Here is an 18,328-nt window from a genome sequence, read left to right as displayed (position 1 = left end):
GAATGGACCTGGTACTTGACCTGCTCGCCACCGTATCGCGCTGGAGCCGCAGCCACCTCTCGGAGATCGCCCTGGCCTTGATTGGCTGCTTGTTGGTGCTGTTTGGTGCGGACTTCAAAGGCTGGGTCGAACAGCGACTGGGCAACATCGCCGGTGCCTTGCGCGTTCCATTGATGGCCCTGCTGTGCCTGATCGGCAGCGGCGCGGCCCTGATCTACGCCACCCCATGGGTTGAGCGCGGCCTGAGCCAGTTCAACAACTACAGCCTGGCGCCGGTGTTGTTGGTGGTGCTGGTGTTGATCGGTGTAGTCGCAGATCGCCGCGGATAAACCCACATAAAGGATCTGTAGCAGCTGCCGAGCTCCGCGAGGCTGCGTCCGATTGCGTAGCGATCGTAAATTCTGAATGCCAGATCTAACTGAAGCACCGTGGCAACCCATTTACGACGACTGCGTCGTCGGACGTAGCCTCGCGGAGCTCGGCAACTGCTACGAGGTTTCTGGCACGTAATACGACTATGGGAGCTGGCAAGCCAGCTGCCTCAGATTTAACGTTTACGCCAGTTTCTCGAACTTCAAATCCCACACGCCATGCCCAAGACGTTCGCCGCGGCGTTCGAACTTGGTCACCGGGCGCTCGGCCGGGCGTGGGACGCACTGGCCATCTTCGGCCAGGTTGCGATAGCCAGGCGCGACGCTCATCACTTCCAGCATGTATTCGGCGTACGGTTCCCAGTCGGTCGCCATGTGCAACACGCCACCCACTTTCAGCTTGGAGCGCACCAGCTCGGCAAACGACGCTTGTACGATGCGGCGCTTGTGGTGACGGCTCTTGTGCCATGGATCCGGGAAGAACAGCAGCAAGCGATCAAGGCTGTTGTCGGCCACGCAACGGGTCAGGACTTCGATGGCGTCGCAGTCATACACCCGCAGGTTGGTCAGGCCTTGGGTCAGGACGCCGTTGAGCAGCGCGCCCACACCCGGACGGTGAACCTCAACCCCGATGAAGTCTTGCTCAGGCGAAGCCGCCGCCATTTCCAGCAGGGAGTGGCCCATGCCAAAGCCGATTTCCAGTGTGCGCGGCGCCGAGCGACCAAACACCTGGTCGTAATCGACCGGGGCATCGGCCAGTGGTAGGACGTACAGCGGCGTGCCTTGGTCCAGCCCACGTTGCTGGCCTTCGGTCATGCGTCCGGCGCGCATCACGAAGCTCTTGATGCGGCGGTGCTGGCGGTCGTCGCCTTCTTCCGCGATTGGGGTGTCGAGTGATTCAGTCATCAGTGGCTCTTACTTGATCAGACCATCCAGCGGCGAAGAGGCGCTGGCATAGAGTTTTTTCGGCATGCGTCCGGCCAGATACGCCAGACGGCCCGCCACAATGGCGTGTTTCATGGCTTCGGCCATGATGATTGGATGCTGGGCATTGGCGATGGCCGAGTTCATCAGCACCGCTTCGCAGCCCATTTCCATGGCGATGGTGGCGTCGGAGGCAGTGCCTACACCCGCGTCCACCAGTACCGGAATTTTTGCTTCTTCAAGAATGATCCGCAGGTTGTACGGATTGCAGATACCCAACCCCGTGCCGATCAGGCCCGCCAGCGGCATGACCGCGATGCAGCCCATGGCTTCCAGTTCGCGGGCGATGATCGGGTCATCGCTGGTGTACACCATTACATCGAAACCGTCTTTGACCAGAATCTCAGCGGCCTTGAGGGTTTCGATCACGTTCGGGAACAGGGTTTTCTGGTCCGCCAGCACTTCAAGTTTGACCAGGTTGTGGCCATCCAGCAGTTCTCGGGCCAGACGGCAGGTGCGCACGGCTTCAATCGCGTCATAGCAACCGGCGGTGTTCGGCAGAATGGTATAGCGGTCTGGCGGCAGCACGTCGAGCAGGTTTGGCTCACCCGGGTTCTGACCGATGTTGGTGCGACGCACAGCGACAGTGACGATTTCAGCGCCCGAGGCTTCGATGGCCAAACGGGTTTCTTCCAGGTCGCGGTACTTGCCGGTACCTACCAGCAGACGCGACTGATACGTACGGCCAGCCAAAACAAAAGGCTTATCGCTGCGAACATTGCTCATCGGGAATCCTCTTTTATGTGTGTTAGGGCGGTTGGGAGCGTGGGACTAGCCGCCACCAATGGCGTGCACCACTTCGACCTGATCGCCTTCTTTGAGCACCGTCTCGGCGTGCTGACTGCGCGGCACGATGTCCAGATTAAGCTCAACTGCGACTCGACGGCCCGTCAGCTCCAGCCGTGCCAACAGAGCCGCAACGGTTTCGCCGTCCGGCAGTTCAAGGGATTCACCGTTCAACTGAATGCGCATGCGCGACGCTGCCATCATTTTTAGGGGCCCGCATTCTAGCCCGATCAGTCAGGGCGACCCAAGCCATTCGTCCTACAGTCTTAACTTACGCGCCAGGCGGCCAGACCCAGGCACAACCAACCGGCCAGAAATCCCAGCCCGCCAATAGGGGTAATCATCCCCAGCTTGCTGATGCCAGTCAGAGTCAGTACGTAAAGGCTGCCGGAAAAAAGCACGATACCCAGCGCGAAACACACACCCGCCCACGTGATCAAACGGCTTTGCAATTGGGTCGCCAGCAGTGCCACGCCGAACAGGGCCAGGGCGTGAACCAGTTGATAGGTCACCCCTGTATGAAAAATAGCCAGGTATTGCTCACTCAGTCGGTCTTTCAGGCCATGGGCCGCAAAGGCGCCCAGAGCCACACCGGTAAAGCCGAAGAACGCGGCCAACATCAGAAAAACGCGCAACATGGTTAACTCCCGTCAGGATCATCGAATGGCGCAGGGTCTGTATAATGGCGCGCTCAACGGGTTCGGCCAAGCCATCTATGCTGCGTAATCTTTTACATCGCTTTCTTAAAGCCCTGCTCTGGTTCGCAGCGGGCAGTGCGTTGCTGGTGCTGATTTTTCGCTGGGTGCCGCCACCCGGCACCGCGCTGATGGTCGAGCGCAAGGTCGAGTCATGGTTCGACGGCCAGCCCATTGATCTGCAACGCAACTGGCGGCCTTGGGATGAAATCTCCAATGAGCTGAAAGTCGCAGTGATTGCCGGTGAGGATCAAAAATTTGCCGAACACTGGGGCTTTGACTTCAGTGCCATCAGGGCGGCCTTCGTGCACAACGAGCAGGGCGGCACGTTGCGTGGCGCCAGTACGCTGAGCCAGCAAGTGTCGAAGAACCTGTTTTTATGGTCGGGGCGCAGTTGGCTGCGCAAAGGCCTGGAAGCCTGGTTTACCGGGCTGATTGAGGTGTTGTGGCCTAAACAGCGGATCCTCGAGGTGTACCTCAACAGCGCCGAATGGGATGACGGGGTATTTGGTGCGCAGGCGGCGGCTCAACATCACTTCGGCGTGGATGCCAAAAACCTGTCGCGCCAGCAGGCCAGTCAGTTGGCCGCCGTGCTGCCTAACCCGCGTAACTGGAGTGCCAGCCGTCCTAGTCCGTATGTGGCCAGCCGTGCAGCGTGGATTCGCCAGCAAATGCGTCAACTGGGCGGGGACAACTACCTCACCACCCTGAACACCTCCCCGCAGCGACATGCCCTGGGCGGAGTAAACCAACTGTAGGAGCGAGCTTGCCTCGCGATCTTTTAAACGATCAAAAGATCGCGAGGCAAGCTCGCTCCTACACTGTATTTGCAACACAAACAAAAACGCCCCGATCTGATCGGGGCGTTTTTTTGTCGGGCCGGGTTAGGCGGCGATCGACAATTTGAGCTTGTTCATCGCGCTTTTTTCCAGCTGACGAATCCGCTCGGCTGACACGTTGTATTTCTGGGCCAGGTCGTGCAGCGTGGCTTTCTCTTCAGCCAACCAGCGCTGATACAGAATGTCACGGCTACGCTCGTCCAACACTTCCAACGCTTCGTGCAGGTTGGTGTTGGAGTTATCGGTCCAGTCAGCGTCTTCCAGTTGACGCGCCGGGTCGTACCGGTGGTCTTCCAGATAATTGGCTGGCGACTGGAATGCACTGTCGTCGTCAGCTTCTGCTGCCGGATCGAACGCCATGTCGTGGCCAGTCAGGCGGCTTTCCATCTCGCGGACTTCGCGAGGCTCTACGCCGAGGCTTTCAGCCACACGATGAACTTCTTCATTGTTCAGCCAGGCCAAACGTTTTTTCTGGCTGCGCAGGTTAAAGAACAATTTGCGCTGAGCCTTGGTGGTCGCGACTTTCACGATCCGCCAGTTACGCAAGATGAACTCGTGGATCTCTGCTTTGATCCAGTGCACAGCGAAAGACACCAGACGCACACCCATTTCAGGGTTGAAGCGTTTGACCGCCTTCATCAGGCCGACGTTACCTTCTTGGATCAGGTCTGCCTGAGCCAAGCCATAACCCGAATAACTACGGGCAATGTGTACAACAAAACGCAGGTGGGCGAGCACCATCTGCCGAGCCGCCCCCAAATCCTGCTCATAGTAGAGACTCTCGGCCAGTTCACGCTCCTGCTCCGGTGTCAGCAATGGAATGCTGTTCACCGTGTTGACATAGGCCTCAAGGTTCGCACCAGGGACCAACGCATACGCAGGTTGCAAAGAAGTGGTCATACGAAAAAACCTCCGTCTTACATAACTCGTGCAGTTCAGCACTGCGAAAGTTGACCGGGAACCCTGAAAAAAGTTCCCGAAAATAGCTGAAAAGGTCAACAGGTAAAAAGGAAACTACTTGGGCGAAAGCTCACGTAAGTGACGCGCTACTGCAATCCATGCACCGATATACCCTAACAGCACCGCGCCAAGCAAGAGCGACAGACCATCGGCTACTGGCACTCCGGCCAGTGCAAAATTGCTGCCATACAATCCGGCCAGCCCTACAACGGCATCGTTGAGCCAGTTCAGGCCGTACGCCAATACACCCCAGGACAAAATCCCGGCTCCAAATCCGTAAAGCGCGCCCATGTAAAGAAACGGCCTACGTACATAGCTGTCTGTACCACCGACCAGCTTGATCACTTCAATTTCGATACGACGGTTCTCGATGTGCAGGCGGATCGTATTACCGATGACCAGCAGCAACGCCGAGACCAACAGCACGGTCAGGCCAAACACAAACCGGTCACCCAATTTCAGGATGGCCGCCAAGCGTTCGACCCAGACTAGATCAAGTTGCGCCTGTTGCACCTTCGGCAACGCAGCAAGTCGCTCGCGCAAGGCCTCGAGGGTGGCTTTATCGACCTCATTCGGGGTCACCAGCACCACGCCCGGCAACGGGTTATCCGGCAGCTCTTTGAGCGCTTCGCCCAGCCCTGACTGCTGCTGGAACTCATCCAGGGCTTTTTCGCGACTGATAAATTCAGCGTCCGCGACCCCAGCCATACCTTTTATCTGATTGCTTAATTGCTCGCCCTGCTCACTGCTGGCGTCCATCTGCAAGTACAACGAAATCTGCGCCGCACGCTGCCATGAACCACCCAGTCGCTCGACGTTGTTAAGCAACAATGACAAGCCCATCGGCAAGCTCAGGGCCACCGCCATCACCAGGCAGGTAAAAAAGCTGCCTATCGGCTGCTTGCCCAAACGCCGCAAGCTGTCGAGCAGGCTGGCGCGGTGCGACTCAACCCAGGCCTGAAACAACATTGCGAAGCTAGGACCATCGTCTTCGTCGTGTTTTTTCTTTTTCGGCGGCTGTGGATCGGCGGCCTTCGGCGCGACGCGCTCGGATACCTTGGGGCTGCGTGTTGCACTCATTGCGCGGCCTCCCCGTCACCGATCAGTCGGCCGCGCTGCAAAGTGAGCATGCGATGACGCATACGTGCAATCAGCGCCAGATCGTGGCTTGCGATCAGTACGCTGGTGCCCAAACGGTTGATGTCTTCAAATACGCCCATGATTTCCGCCGCCAGACGCGGGTCGAGGTTGCCGGTGGGTTCATCGGCCAGCAGCAATGCTGGGCGATGCACGATAGCGCGGGCAATGCCGACACGTTGTTGTTGGCCTGTGGACAAGTCGCCGGGGTACAGATCGGTTTTATCCGACAGCGATACGCGTTCCAGCGCCGAGTCCACGCGCTTGGCAATCTCGGCCTTGGACAGACCAAGAATCTGCAACGGCAGCGCAACGTTGTTAAATACCGTGCGATCAAACAGCAGTTGGTGGTTCTGAAACACCACGCCGATCTGGCGACGCAAAAATGGAATCTGCGCGTTGCTGATCTGGCTCAGGTCCTGGCCAGCCAGCAGCAATTTGCCGCTGGTTGGGCGCTCCATCGCCAGTAATAGCCGCAGCAGCGTGCTTTTACCTGCGCCGGAGTGGCCGGTGACAAACAGAAATTCGCCGCGACGAACACGGAAGCTCAGCTCGTGCAGGCCCACGTGTCCATTTGGATAGCGTTTACCGACCTGCTCGAAACGAATCATGGACGCTCCCGCTCCGCAAACAGAGCCTGGACAAAGGGTTCGGACTCAAAGGTACGCAAATCGTCGATGCCTTCACCGACACCGATAAAGCGAATCGGAATATTGAACTGCTTGGCCAGAGCGAAAATCACGCCGCCTTTGGCCGTGCCGTCGAGTTTGGTCAGCGCCAGGCCAGTCAAGGCAACGGTCTGGTTGAACTGCTTGGTCTGGCTGATCGCGTTTTGACCGGTGCCTGCGTCGAGCACCAACAACACTTCGTGCGGCGCGTCTTCGTCGAGCTTGCCGATCACCCGGCGGACTTTTTTCAGTTCTTCCATCAGGTTGTCTTTGGTGTGCAGACGACCCGCAGTGTCAGCGATCAACACGTCAATGCCACGGGCCTTGGCCGCTTGCACCGCGTCGAAAATCACCGAGGCCGAGTCGGCACCGGTGTGCTGGGCGATAACCGGGATGTTGTTGCGCTCACCCCACACCTGCAACTGCTCGACCGCCGCCGCACGGAAGGTATCGCCCGCTGCCAGCATGACTTTTTTACCTTCCAGTTGCAGTTTCTTGGCCAGTTTGCCGATGGTGGTGGTTTTACCCGCACCATTCACGCCGACCACCAGAATCACAAATGGCTTGTTCTTCGCTTCGATTTTCAGCGGCTGCTCGACCGGCTTGAGCATGGCGGCCAACTCGTCTTGCAACGATTTGTACAACGCATCGGCGTCGGTCAGCTGCTTGCGCGCCACTTTCTGTGTCAGATTTTTGATGATCACCGACGTCGCTTCAACGCCAACATCGGCGGTCAGCAAACGGGTTTCGATCTCATCCAGCAGGTCGTCATCAATAGTCTTCTTGCCCAGGAACAGGCTGGCCATGCCTTCGCCAATGCTGGCGCTGGTTTTCGACAAGCCTTGTTTGAGACGGGCAAAGAAACCGACCTTGGCTTCAGGAGCAGGAGCAGGTGCCGGAGCAGGGGCTGGCGGTTCAATAACCGGCGCGGGAGCCGCAACGACTGGCACTGGAACTGGCACTGGAACTGGAACTGGAACAGGTTCTGGTTCTGGCTCTGGCTCTGGCTCTGGCTCTGGCTCTGGCTCTGGGGCAGGTTCTGGCTCGACGAAGGTTTCAACCACTTCAACCACCGGCTCGGCGACGATGACCGGCGCAGTGACGGCAACGTCGAAAGCGGCTTCAGGGATCGGCGGCACAACATGCGGCTCATCCAGGTCTTCGACCAGTGCAACCGGCTCTTCGGGAACCGGCAGCGATGGCCACGGCTCGGCTTTGGCCGTCTCTGGCAATTGAGCAACAGGCGCGGGCACATCGGCGATCACAACCACTTCAGGCGTCGGCTCGGCCACCACAGGAGAGGCTTCGATCAACGGCTCGGGGGTGATTTCAGGCGCTGCCGGCTGTTCAACGACGGTTTCCTGCGGCTTTCTGCGCAGCCATCCGAACAGGCCTTTCTTCTCGCCAGCCGCAGCTGGGTTCTTCTTGTCGTCGTTGGAACCAAACATGGAGGACGGCTATCTCATCGTAGCGAAGCGCCACTGTGGCGCCCCGGCAAATAATATTCGGTACGAAAAAGACTGTTTTTTTGTCAGCTCGTTCGCACACAACTTATTCAGAGTGTAAAGAAACACCCCTATAACTTCGTCTTAACTCAGATCTGAAGCGGGAAAATCGGCAAAAAAACGAAATTTACCGAGATACATCCACACTTTCAGGTCGGCTCCTATACTGCCCGATCAAACGTGGTCTGATCGTCATTGGCTTGATAGACGTGGCCGCCAGTAAAACGGATCAGTATCCTAGCACCTCATCACCCGCAGACGCTAAGGCCAAGCGGGCAGCCCAACAGGTTTAAAAACGAATGAATGCTCTAGCCCGCCACGCTGCTGGCCTGTTCTTCAGCACAGTTTTAGTCCCGCTTTCGGCCTTTGCTGCCGATACACAACCCACCCACGAGTTTCGTCTGGACAATGGCCTCAAGGTCATCGTGCGTGAAGACCACCGCGCCCCAGTCGTGGTATCGCAGGTTTGGTACAAGGTGGGTTCCAGTTACGAGACACCCGGCAAGACCGGCCTGTCCCACGCTCTTGAGCACATGATGTTCAAGGGCAGTAACAAAGTCGGCCCCGGCGAAGCGTCGTTGATTTTGCGCGATCTGGGGGCCCAGGAAAACGCCTTCACCAGCGACGACTACACGGCCTACTACCAAGTGCTGGCCCGTGACCGCCTGGGCGTTGCCTTTGAGCTGGAAGCCGACCGCATGGCCAGCCTTCGCCTGCCGCCAGAAGAGTTCAAGCGCGAAATCGAGGTGATTAAAGAAGAACGTCGCCTGCGCACTGACGACCAGCCGATGAGCAAGGCGTATGAAATTTTCAGCGCCATGGCTTACCCGTCCAGCGGCTACCACACGCCTACCATCGGCTGGATGGTTGATCTGGAGCGCATGAATGTTGCCGAGCTGCGCGCCTGGTACGAAGAATGGTACGCCCCCAACAACGCCACCTTGGTGGTAGTCGGTGACGTGACCCCGGATGAAGTCAAAGCCCTGGCCCAGCGCTACTTTGGCCCGGTGCCCAAGCGTGATATTCCGGCGGCCAAAATACCGCTCGAACTGGCCACTCCCGGTGAGCGCCTGCTCAAGATCCACGTTCAAACGCAACTGCCCAGTCTGATGCTGGGCTTCAACGTCCCGAGCGTTGCCACAGCCATAGACCCCGTGACCGCCAACGCCCTGCGCCTGATCTCGGCACTGTTGGACGGCGGCTATAGCGCTCGCATGCCGACTCAACTGGAACGCGGCGAAGAACTGGTGTCCAGCGCCTCGTCCAGTTACAACGCTTTCACCCGTGGCGACAGCCTGTTCTTGCTGTCGGCAATGCCCAACAGCCAGAAAAAAGTCACGCTGGCCCAGACCGAAGCCGGACTGTGGCGCTTGCTGGATGACTTGAAAAAGACCCCGCCTAGCGCTGAAGAGCTTGAGCGTGTGCGCGCCCAAGTGATTGCCGGTCTGGTCTACGAGCGCGACTCGATCACCAGCCAGGCCTCCTCGATTGGCCAACTCGAAACCGTGGGCCTGTCATGGAAGTTGATGGACAGCGAATTGGCTGACCTGCAAAAGGTCACCCCGGCCGACATTCAACAGGCCGCTCGTACCTATTTCACTCGCGACCGCCTCAGCGTTGCGCATGTACTGCCCGAGGAGAAGACCCATGAGTGAGCGTAAAGGCCCCCGCTACGCCCTGCTCGCCCTGACCACTGCGGTTCTGGTCGGCGTACTCGGCTACTATTTCGCCAGCCCCGCAGAATCGGTGGCCGGCCAGACCCTGGATCAAGCCAAGTCCGAGCGCAAGTTAGAGTCTCTGGCTGAACTCGACGGCAAGGCCCCCACTAATCGCAAACTGAATGTCCAAACCTGGCAAACCGCCGAAGGCGCCAAGGTGCTGTTCGTCGAGGCCCGTGAACTGCCGATGTTCGACCTGAGCCTGACGTTTGCCGCCGGTAGCAGCCAGGACGAGAACACCCCGGGTTTGGCAGTGCTGACCAACGCCATGCTCAACGAAGGTGTGGCGGGTAAAGACGTTGGCGCCATTGCACAAGGTTTTGAAGGCTTGGGCGCAGCATTTGGCAATGGCGCTTATCGCGACATGGCCATTGCTTCGTTGCGCAGCCTCAGCGATGTCGACAAGCGCACCTCGGCACTCAACCTGTTTGCCGAAGTAGTGGGCAAACCCACCTTCCCGGCCGACTCGCTGGCACGCATCAAAAACCAGCTGCTCGCAGGCTTTGAAGTTCAAAAACAAAACCCTGCCAAGCTGGCGAGCAATGAACTGTTCAGCCGTCTGTACGGCAGCCATCCTTACGGGCACCCCACCGACGGCTCAGCCCAAAGCATCGGCTCGATCACCCTCGATCAGATCAAGGCTTTCCACAACAAGGCCTATACCGCTGGCAACGCGGTGATTGCGATTGTCGGCGATCTGTCTCGCGCCGAAGCCGAAGCCATGGCAGCTCAAGTGTCGGCTGCACTGCCTAAAGGCCCTGCGGTGGCCAAAGTTGCGCAACCGGTCGAGCCTAAAGCGGGCGAAACCCACATTGAGTTCCCGTCCAAGCAGACCCAACTGCTGCTGGCCCAACTGGGTGTCGACCGCGACAACCCTGACTACCCCGCGTTGCTGCTGGGCAACAAAGTCTTGGGCGGCGGTGGCTTTGGTACCCGCCTGATGACCGAGGTGCGTGAAAAACGTGGCCTCACCTACGGCGTTTACTCAAGCTTTAGCCCCATGCAGGCGCGCGGCCCGTTCATGATCAACCTGCAAACCCGTGCCGAATTGAGCGAAAACACGCTCAAACTGGTGCAAGACATTTTGGCTGACTACCTGAAAAACGGTCCGACGCAAAAAGAACTCGACGATGCCAAGCGTGAATTCGCTGGCAGCTTCCCGCTGTCAACCGCCAGTAACGCGGCAATCGTCGGCCAACTGGGCGCGATAGGCTTCTATGATCTGCCTTTGGACTATCTCGAAACCCTAAGGCAGCAGTCCCAAAACCTGACGATCGAACAGGTCAAAGACGCCATGAACAAGCACTTGAGCGCCGACAAAATGGTCGTAGTGACCGCTGGCCCAACCGTGCCGCAAAAACCACTGCCACCTCCTACCGATAAACCTTCAGAGCAACCTCTTGGGGTTCCGGAGCATTAATGGCAAAGCCAAAAAACACATCGCACTCAGGTGCCGGTCAGTTACGCATCATTGGCGGGGAATGGCGCAGCCGCAAACTCGACTTCCCCCATGTAGAAGGCCTGCGCCCCACGCCAGACCGTGTCCGTGAAACCCTGTTCAACTGGTTGGCCCCGTACATCGCCGGCGCCAAGGTGCTGGACGTGTTCGCCGGCAGCGGCGCGCTGTTCCTTGAAGCCTTGTCGCGTGGCGCGGCCAAAGGCCTGGCCCTGGACAGCAATCGTGACGCCATCTCCAACATCCGCGAAAACATGGGCCTGCTGCGCTGCACCATCGGTGACGTGCAACAGACCGATGCGCTGCGCTTCCTGGACGCGACCCCGAGCGACACCTTTGACGTGGTGTTCCTTGACCCGCCGTTTAACAAAGAACTGCTCAAGCCTGCCTGCGACCTGCTGGAGCAACGCGGCTGGCTGACAGAGGACGCCTGGATCTACACCGAAAGCGAGTTGCGCCCGTCCGAACTGGGCTTGCCCGGCAACTGGCGTCTACACCGTGAGCAAAAAGCCGGGGGGGTGAACTACGCCCTGTGGCAGCGCGAAGCGGTTCAGGCTCCCACAGCGCAGTAACTACCGCTGATCTGTGCAGTCGCTGCCGCGCATTGCGGCAACGATTGCACACATTCTTGTGCAATCCGCTCTATTTATGTACCGCACCCAGCACCCTGCGCCAGCGCATTCTGCCGGTTCTAACTGATCACTCGCCCCGTGTGCATCTGCACACCGGCTGGCGTGTTCAAGAACAACGGAATGTGAAAAATGACCTTTGCTGCTGAAAAACCGACTCACGCCTACACACTGGATAACGGCCTGCTGGTAATCGTGCGCCAGGACCACCGTACGCCAGACATTTGTGCCTCGCTGTCCCACAAGGTGGGCACCGACCATGAACGCCCAAACCAGCGCGGGCTGGCGTATCTGGCAGGTGGCGCGACCTTCAAGGACAAAGACCTTGAGCGAAAAATCGGCGCCGTGGCCAACGGCTGGATTGATTATCACCTCAGTACCTACAGCCTCGAAGCGCCCAGCGCCGATCTGCAGACAGTGCTGCAATTGCTCGCCGCCAGAATGGAGCCTCAGACGCTGTCCCAGGAGCGGCTCGATAAAGGCATCAAGCGCACTCAAGAACTCGAAGAGGGCGAACCGTACTTCAGTTCCGACTACTGGATGACCATGCCGTTCGAGCAACTGATTTTTCCTCAAGCACGCAAAGCGTACAAATTCGGCAATATCGACGACCTTGCACGCGTGACGGTGGCCGACGTCCTGCGCTGGCATGAAGAAGGTTACGCGCCCAATAATTCGGTTCTGGTCATCGCTGGCGATACGACGCTCGAAGACATCCAGCCATTGATCCAGCGCCTGTTTGGCGACATCAAGCCCTTCAACAGTCTTACCCCGACAGAGCAGCCCGCCCACATATATACAGGCGAGCCACGCCGGTTGGTCCAGCACCTCGATACGCCACTGCCACGGCTGCAAATGGCCTTTAATACGCCAAGCCTCGCAACCCCTGGCGCCACTAACGACATTCGCGTTCTGCAAGTGATCAGCGCCCTGCTGACCAAAGGTCCAGAGGCATGGCTGCCGTTACGTTTGTCTGAAGGCAAAGACACGCTGTACAGCGTGGTCAGCCAACTCCCGATCTTCCGCCCGAACGATGACCTCTTTCTGCTGGCGGCCACCCTGGGCGCAGAGTCATCGCTGTCACTGCAACAGGTAGAGCTGGAAATCAAACAGCTGCTGGAATCACTCAAACACCGCGCACTGGATGCCGAAACCTTGACGTACGGCCAACAGCAGGCCCTTGAAAGCCTGGCAGAGCGGGACACCCTGGAGTTACAGGCCTCGCTCCTTGGCAACCTGGCCGCCATCGGGCAACCATTGGAGTTGATCGACAGTGAAGCAGAGCAGATCCAAAACGTGACGGCAGATGACATCCAGCGTGTGGCCAACATGTACTTCAGCCCGGAGCGCTTGAGCGTCGCGCATAGCCTGCCGCGCGAATCCTGATCCCCACGCTTTACCCTCGACATTTTGTAGAAGCTGGGCGCCAGCTGCTCTGACATTTGACCCATTGGATGAGCATCGCGCTGCACACACTGCTTGGGCACCGAGCCGTGTTGTGGCAACTTAGGCAGTTTCCGACACCTGTCACCGACTGAGAACTTAAGTGCGCGCCCTCGCTTCCCCTGCGTTACCCGTGGAACTGTTCACTCCAGCTTCAGGCTTCAGCAACCCTCATTTGCAAACATTATGGGGGCCGCTGTGGCGCACCAAACCCGTCATTAGCCATCAGCGAGAGCGTCTGTGGCTAAAAGACGGCGACTTTGTGGACCTGGACTGGCACGGCACGCCCGCAGCCAATGCGCCGGTGGTGCTGGTGCTGCATGGCCTCACGGGTTCTTCGGGGTCGCACTATGTGCTGGGTTTGCAAACCGCACTCGCGACACAAGGCTGGACCAGTGTCGCGCTGAACTGGCGCGGCTGCTCTGGCGAGCCCAACCTGCTGACCCGCAGCTACCATTCCGGCGCCAGCGAGGACCTGGCTGAAGTCGTGGCGCAGTTGCGGGCCAAGCACCCGTTAGCGCCGCTGTATGCCGTGGGCTATTCGCTGGGGGGCAATGTGCTGCTCAAGTATTTGGGCGAGTCGGGCAGCGAAAGCGGCCTGCATGGCGCGGTCGCGGTGTCGGTACCGTTTCGTCTGGATCAGTGCGCCGACCGCATTGGCATGGGCTTTTCAAAGGTGTATCAGGCGCATTTCATGCGCGAGATGCTGGCTTACCTGAAACTCAAGCAACACCGGTTCCAGCGCGATGACAAACACGAAAGCCTGGCCACGCTGGCTAAATTGGGCTCCGTAAAGTCATTGAGCAAAATGCGCACCTTCTGGGAGTTCGACGACCGGGTCACAGCGCCACTGAACGGCTACCTCAATGTCGAGGATTACTACCGCCGGGCGTCGAGCCGCTACTTTCTTGGCACCATCGACACGCCAACCCTGATTATTCAGTCCGAAGACGATCCCTTCGTGTTCAAGCACAGCATCCCCAACGCTAGCGAACTGTCAGCGAGCACCCAACTGGAGTTGCACGCCAAGGGCGGGCATGTCGGATTCTTTGGCGGCTCTGCGAGAAAACCCGATTACTACCTTGAACGCCGTATTCCGCAATGGCTGAGCGGGCTAAGGGGCGAGCCAACGTGATGAACCACGAAACGGAAGAATCGATCCGCTTTTGGCAAGCACCGCCGCTCAACGGCGTCGAACTGCTGACGGCGCGCTACATCGAACACCGTTTCGTGCCCCACGTACACGATGGTTTTGTGATCGGCATGATCATGGCCGGTGCCCAGCGCTACCGCTATCGCGGGGCCGAACACCTGGCACCGACTGGCACGCTGGTGCTGATCAACCCCGACGAAGTTCACAACGGTTACAAAGGCCATGATGCGGGCTGGCACTATCGTGCGTTTTATCCGGACAACGCGCAGTTACACGGGCTGCTGGAAGAGCTGGAGCTGCCCGCCACCCACTTGCCGACCTTCAATGAAACGCTGCTGCACGACTCAGACTTGTTCAAGGGTTTGCACCAATTGCATCAACTGCTCGAAGGTCCGGAATCTGCACTGCACCAGCAAACGGTCTGGCGCCACATGATGCTCGCCCTGCTCAATCGCCACGCCCGCCTGCCTATGCCGGGCAAGCCTGGGGTTGAGCACCGCGCAGTCAGCCAGGCCAAGGAGTTGCTGCAGGCGCGACTGGCCGAGCCGCCTTCGCTGGAAGAACTGGCGGCGGCGGTCAACTTGTCAGCGTTTCATTTTGCCCGCGTGTTTCAACGAGCGACCGGCATGCCGCCGCACACCTGGCTGATGCAGCAACGCATAGCCCATGCACGGGCGTTGTTACAGCAGGGATGTTTACCGTTACAGGTGGCCACGCAACTGGGCTTTGCCGACCAAAGCCACCTGAGCCGACAGTTTAAAAAGGTCTATGGCGTAGGCCCCGGTGCGTATCGGGCGGCCAGTTCCCAGGCCTGACGGTCTCAATCCCCGGTTGCTACGCCACGTGCGGGGTCATTGATCCACTCACTCCACGAGCCTGCATACAGCTTGCCTAACGGGTAACCGGCCAATCCCAGTGCAAACAGGTTGTGGCACGCTGTCACGCCAGAGCCGCAATACGCCACCAGTTCTTCGGGCGAACGGCCTGCCAATTGTTCGGCAAAGCGCTGTTTCAGTTGTTCAGCGGGCAAGAAGCGCCCCGTACTGTCGAGATTTTCAGCAAACGCTGCACACTGCGCGCCCGGAATGTGCCCAGCCACGGGATCGAGGGGCTCAACCTCGCCACGAAAACGCGGCATGGCGCGAGCGTCAATCAAGGTCAGACCCGGCTCGCCAAGGCGTTCTTGCAGTTGCTCGGCACTCAACAGCACGCTGTTGTCGGGTTTGCCATTGAAGGTTCCGAGCTGAGTAACAGAGGCATCCAGACTCAGCGGAAAACCTGCCGCCTGCCAGGCCTTTAGCCCGCCATCGAGAAGAAATACACCGTCGCGTTTGCCCAGCCAGGCCAACAGCCACCAGGCACGGGCCGCAAAAGCACCCGGACCATCGTCATACAGCACCACATCACTGTCGTCGTTGATGCCCCACGCGCGTAAACGCTCAAGCAAAAAATCCGGCTTAGGCAGCGGATGGCGGCCCGTCACGCCTTTGATCACCGGCCCGCTCAGGTCCCGCTCAAGATCAGCAAACTGCGCCCCGGCAATATGCCCTTCGGCATAGCTGCTGCGGCCATAGTCCGGGTCTTCCAGCGCAAAACGGCAATCCAGAATGACCAGCCCAGGCTGAGCCTGACGCTCATTCAAGGCTTGAGGGCTGATCAGTTGAGCAACGGGCATAGTGAACTCCTGTGAGGGGTGAAATGCAGTTAATGTACGTCCATTGCCTGTTCCAGCGGAACGTAATACTCCTTGATCAACTCATCGACCGCGTGACGGTACTGATCGGTGACGAAGCCTGACTCCAGCACCAGCAGTTGGTAAACCCCGCGCTTGATAGCCTGCTCGGATAGCTGGTCACGGTTCTCACTGCTGGTGCACAAAAAGCCGATCCACGAGGTAAGAATGATCCAGGCATTGAGGGTCAACGATTCAATCTGCAGTGGCGTCATGTCCAGGATTCCCGCTGTCACAAACCCCGTAAAGATCGCTCGCCCCTGCCGCAGGCATTGCTCGGAGAAGCGGCGATAGCGAACCGCCAGCTCCGTGTCGCTGTGCAGCAGGTGCTCAATATCGCGGTACAAGAACCGGTAGCGCCACATGGCATTCAGCAGATGCCTCAAGTAATCGCGCTTGTCGCCGACGCCGGGCAAACGCCCTTCTGGCGGGTGTAAAAACCCCAATACCAGCGCCTCGTACTCACCAAACAACACCGAGATAATCGCCTGCTTGTTCGGGAAGTGGTAATACAAATTACCCGGCGAAATTTCCATGTGGGCGGCAATGTGGTTGGTGCTGACACTGCGCTCGCCCAGCTGGTTAAACAGTTCAAGGCTGTTATTAACGATTCGCTGGCTGGTTTTTAATCGTGCGGCCATGGCTTGGACTTAAGTCTAAATTGAAAACATCTTAAGGCTTGACCACGGATCGTTAAACAACCTGAGTGGCAGCCCCCCCAATTGACAACGTAGAGCGCAAGCTCTAAAAACATCGTAGCTCTCACAAGAACAGTCAATAAGAAACCTGCAGGAGCGAATCATGTCTGCCGACAGTGCCCACCACCACGCATCCTCTCTCCTGCCGAGTGACCTCCAGCCCCTTTTCGCCACACAGCGTAAGGCCTACGCAGAACATCCATATCCGCCAATAGCACAACGCCAGCAATGGTTGAAAAGTCTACGCCGAATATTGAGTGATGAGCGCGAAGTTTTAATCGACGCCATCAGCCAGGACTTCAGCCACCGCAGCGCTGATGAGACCTTGTTTGCCGAGCTGATGCCCAGCCTGCACAGCATTGATTACACCCTCAAGCATTTGAAGCGCTGGATGAGGCCCTCATCGCGCCGCGTGGGCGTAATGTTCCAGCCCGCCAGTGCCAAGGTGGTGTACCAGCCACTGGGCGTGGTCGGGATTATCGTGCCGTGGAACTACCCGCTGTACCTGGCGATGGGACCGTTGATTGGCGCTTTGGCGGCAGGCAATCGGGTCATGCTCAAACTCAGCGAATTCACCCCGGCCACTGGCCGATTGCTTAAAGATTTGCTGGGGAGGATCTTTCCCGAAGACTTGGTCACCGTTGTCCTGGGGGATGCAGAGGTGGCCGTGGCGTTTTCGAGCCTGGCGTTCGATCACCTGCTGTTCACCGGCTCGACCCATGTCGGCAGGCTGGTGATGCGCGCTGCGGCTGAAAACCTCACCCCGGTCACCCTGGAACTGGGCGGCAAATCACCCGCCATCGTGTCGGCCGATGTACCGCTCAAAGACGCGGCCCAGCGCATTGCCTGGGGTAAAACCCTGAATGCCGGGCAAACCTGTATCGCGCCGGATTACGTGCTGGTGCCGCAAGACCGGGTCGAAGGTTTTATCGACGCTTACCGCCAGGCCGTTCATGGGTTTTACCCCACCTTGACCGATAACCCGGACTACACCGCGATCATCAGCGAACGCCAAGTGGCGCGCCTTGAGCACTTGCAAACAGACGCCACGCTCAAGGGCGCCCGGCTGATCCCGCTGTACGCACAAGGCCAGGGTCAGCGCATGCCCCACGCCCTGTTGCTGGATGTAAACGACGATATGCAGGTCATGCAGGACGAGATCTTCGGCCCGCTGCTGCCAGTGGTGGCCTACAGCACGCTTGCGCAGGCGCTGGCCTACATCAACGCCAGGCCTCGTCCGCTCGCGCTGTATTACTTCGGCTACGACAAGGCCGAACAGCAGCGCGTAATCCAGGACACCCACTCCGGCGGCGTCTGCATCAACGAAACCCTGCTGCATGTGGCTATCGACGACCTGCCTTTTGGCGGCGTCGGGCATTCGGGGATGGGGCACTACCATGGTCACGAAGGCTTTTTGACCTTCAGCCACGCCAAAGGCGTTTTGATCAAACAGCGCTGGAACAGTTCGCTGACGATCTATCCGCCTTATGGCCGACAACTGGTGCGCCTGATTCAAAAGCTGTTTATCCACTAGCCCCTGACAGCGAGACCTGC

At 58.6% G+C, this 18,328-nt stretch carries 19 protein-coding genes; 9 read left to right on the top strand and 10 right to left on the bottom strand.

Annotated features, from left to right (window positions below; translation table 11 throughout):
* Positions 1 to 2: 2 nt before the first annotated feature.
* Positions 3 to 329 carry a DUF3392 domain-containing protein gene (locus tag RHM56_RS24575; RefSeq protein ID WP_322236915.1) on the top strand — a complete coding sequence of 109 codons (327 nt, stop codon included), beginning with the start codon at positions 3 to 5 and terminating at the stop codon, positions 327 to 329.
* 225 nt (positions 330 to 554) lie between these two features.
* On the opposite strand, the gene trmB is transcribed toward RHM56_RS24575, so the two are convergent.
* The 4 genes from trmB to RHM56_RS24555 form a co-directional block, all read right to left on the bottom strand.
* Positions 555 to 1,277, bottom strand: coding sequence for a tRNA (guanosine(46)-N7)-methyltransferase TrmB (trmB, locus tag RHM56_RS24570; protein WP_322236914.1), 723 nt, complete (start codon positions 1,275 to 1,277; stop codon positions 555 to 557).
* Between the two features lie 9 nt (positions 1,278 to 1,286).
* Positions 1,287 to 2,081, bottom strand: a complete 795-nt coding sequence (locus tag RHM56_RS24565) for a thiazole synthase (RefSeq protein WP_322236912.1) — start codon at positions 2,079 to 2,081, stop codon at positions 1,287 to 1,289.
* Positions 2,082 to 2,126: 45 nt separating this feature from the next.
* Positions 2,127 to 2,327, bottom strand: coding sequence for a sulfur carrier protein ThiS (thiS, locus tag RHM56_RS24560; protein WP_322236910.1), 201 nt, complete (start codon positions 2,325 to 2,327; stop codon positions 2,127 to 2,129).
* A gap of 80 nt (positions 2,328 to 2,407) precedes the next feature.
* Positions 2,408 to 2,779, bottom strand: a complete 372-nt coding sequence (locus RHM56_RS24555) for a DUF423 domain-containing protein (protein WP_322236908.1) — start codon at positions 2,777 to 2,779, stop codon at positions 2,408 to 2,410.
* A 44-nt stretch (positions 2,780 to 2,823) separates the two neighbouring features.
* On the opposite strand from RHM56_RS24555, the gene mtgA reads away from it, so the two are divergent.
* Positions 2,824 to 3,594: a monofunctional biosynthetic peptidoglycan transglycosylase gene (mtgA, locus tag RHM56_RS24550; RefSeq protein ID WP_416194872.1), complete on the top strand. Its 771-nt coding sequence runs from the start codon at positions 2,824 to 2,826 to the stop codon at positions 3,592 to 3,594.
* A 126-nt stretch (positions 3,595 to 3,720) separates the two neighbouring features.
* Here mtgA and rpoH read toward each other — a convergent pair whose 3' ends face one another.
* The 4 genes from rpoH to ftsY all read right to left on the bottom strand — a co-directional run bounded on the left by rpoH (position 3,721) and on the right by ftsY (position 7,888).
* Positions 3,721 to 4,575 carry an RNA polymerase sigma factor RpoH gene (gene rpoH / locus RHM56_RS24545; RefSeq protein WP_322236906.1) on the bottom strand — a complete coding sequence of 285 codons (855 nt, stop codon included), beginning with the start codon at positions 4,573 to 4,575 and terminating at the stop codon, positions 3,721 to 3,723.
* Between the two features lie 114 nt (positions 4,576 to 4,689).
* The gene (ftsX, locus tag RHM56_RS24540) at positions 4,690 to 5,715 is read right to left on the bottom strand and encodes a permease-like cell division protein FtsX (RefSeq protein WP_322236904.1); all 1,026 of its coding nucleotides are present in this window, start codon (positions 5,713 to 5,715) and stop codon (positions 4,690 to 4,692) included.
* A complete protein-coding gene (gene ftsE, locus RHM56_RS24535; RefSeq protein ID WP_322236902.1) occupies positions 5,712 to 6,383 on the bottom strand; it encodes a cell division ATP-binding protein FtsE in 672 nt (223 codons plus the stop codon). The genes ftsX and ftsE overlap by 4 nt, the downstream gene beginning before the upstream one ends.
* On the bottom strand, positions 6,380 to 7,888 hold the full coding sequence (gene ftsY, locus RHM56_RS24530; protein ID WP_322236900.1) for a signal recognition particle-docking protein FtsY: 1,509 nt from the start codon (positions 7,886 to 7,888) through the stop codon (positions 6,380 to 6,382). Before ftsY ends, ftsE begins: the two co-directional genes overlap by 4 nt.
* Positions 7,889 to 8,244: 356 nt before the next feature.
* Here ftsY and RHM56_RS24525 point away from each other — a divergent pair, with 356 nt between their 5' ends.
* The 6 genes from RHM56_RS24525 to RHM56_RS24500 all read left to right on the top strand — a co-directional run bounded on the left by RHM56_RS24525 (position 8,245) and on the right by RHM56_RS24500 (position 15,159).
* The gene (locus RHM56_RS24525; RefSeq protein ID WP_322236898.1) at positions 8,245 to 9,600 is read left to right on the top strand and encodes a pitrilysin family protein; all 1,356 of its coding nucleotides are present in this window, start codon (positions 8,245 to 8,247) and stop codon (positions 9,598 to 9,600) included.
* A complete protein-coding gene (locus RHM56_RS24520; protein WP_322236896.1) occupies positions 9,593 to 11,083 on the top strand; it encodes a pitrilysin family protein in 1,491 nt (496 codons plus the stop codon). Before RHM56_RS24525 ends, RHM56_RS24520 begins: the two co-directional genes overlap by 8 nt.
* Entirely contained in the window at positions 11,083 to 11,691 is a 609-nt protein-coding gene (gene rsmD / locus RHM56_RS24515; protein ID WP_322236894.1) for a 16S rRNA (guanine(966)-N(2))-methyltransferase RsmD, read from the top strand. The genes RHM56_RS24520 and rsmD overlap by 1 nt, the downstream gene beginning before the upstream one ends.
* 189 nt (positions 11,692 to 11,880) lie before the next feature.
* Positions 11,881 to 13,134, top strand: a complete 1,254-nt coding sequence (locus RHM56_RS24510) for a pitrilysin family protein (RefSeq protein ID WP_322236892.1) — start codon at positions 11,881 to 11,883, stop codon at positions 13,132 to 13,134.
* A 196-nt stretch (positions 13,135 to 13,330) separates the two neighbouring features.
* Positions 13,331 to 14,326, top strand: a complete 996-nt coding sequence (locus RHM56_RS24505; RefSeq protein WP_322241860.1) for a hydrolase — start codon at positions 13,331 to 13,333, stop codon at positions 14,324 to 14,326.
* Positions 14,326 to 15,159: an AraC family transcriptional regulator gene (locus tag RHM56_RS24500; protein ID WP_322236890.1), complete on the top strand. Its 834-nt coding sequence runs from the start codon at positions 14,326 to 14,328 to the stop codon at positions 15,157 to 15,159. The genes RHM56_RS24505 and RHM56_RS24500 overlap by 1 nt, the downstream gene beginning before the upstream one ends.
* Before the next feature lie 5 nt (positions 15,160 to 15,164).
* Here the strand turns inward: RHM56_RS24500 and RHM56_RS24495 are convergent, their stop codons facing one another.
* Complete coding sequence (locus RHM56_RS24495; RefSeq protein ID WP_322236888.1) at positions 15,165 to 16,019, bottom strand: sulfurtransferase; 855 nt, start codon at positions 16,017 to 16,019, stop codon at positions 15,165 to 15,167.
* A gap of 29 nt (positions 16,020 to 16,048) precedes the next feature.
* Entirely contained in the window at positions 16,049 to 16,717 is a 669-nt protein-coding gene (locus RHM56_RS24490) for a TetR/AcrR family transcriptional regulator (protein WP_322236886.1), read from the bottom strand.
* 160 nt (positions 16,718 to 16,877) lie between these two features.
* Between RHM56_RS24490 and RHM56_RS24485 the strand changes: the two genes are divergently transcribed.
* Entirely contained in the window at positions 16,878 to 18,308 is a 1,431-nt protein-coding gene (locus RHM56_RS24485; RefSeq protein WP_322236884.1) for a coniferyl aldehyde dehydrogenase, read from the top strand.
* The last annotated feature ends 20 nt before the right edge of the window (positions 18,309 to 18,328 follow it).

It is taken from the genome of Pseudomonas sp. CCC3.1, assembly GCF_034347405.1.
Lineage (GTDB): Bacteria > Pseudomonadota > Gammaproteobacteria > Pseudomonadales > Pseudomonadaceae > Aquipseudomonas.
Note: the sequence above shows the minus strand (reverse complement) of the source record. Positions and strands in the feature narration are given on the sequence as shown.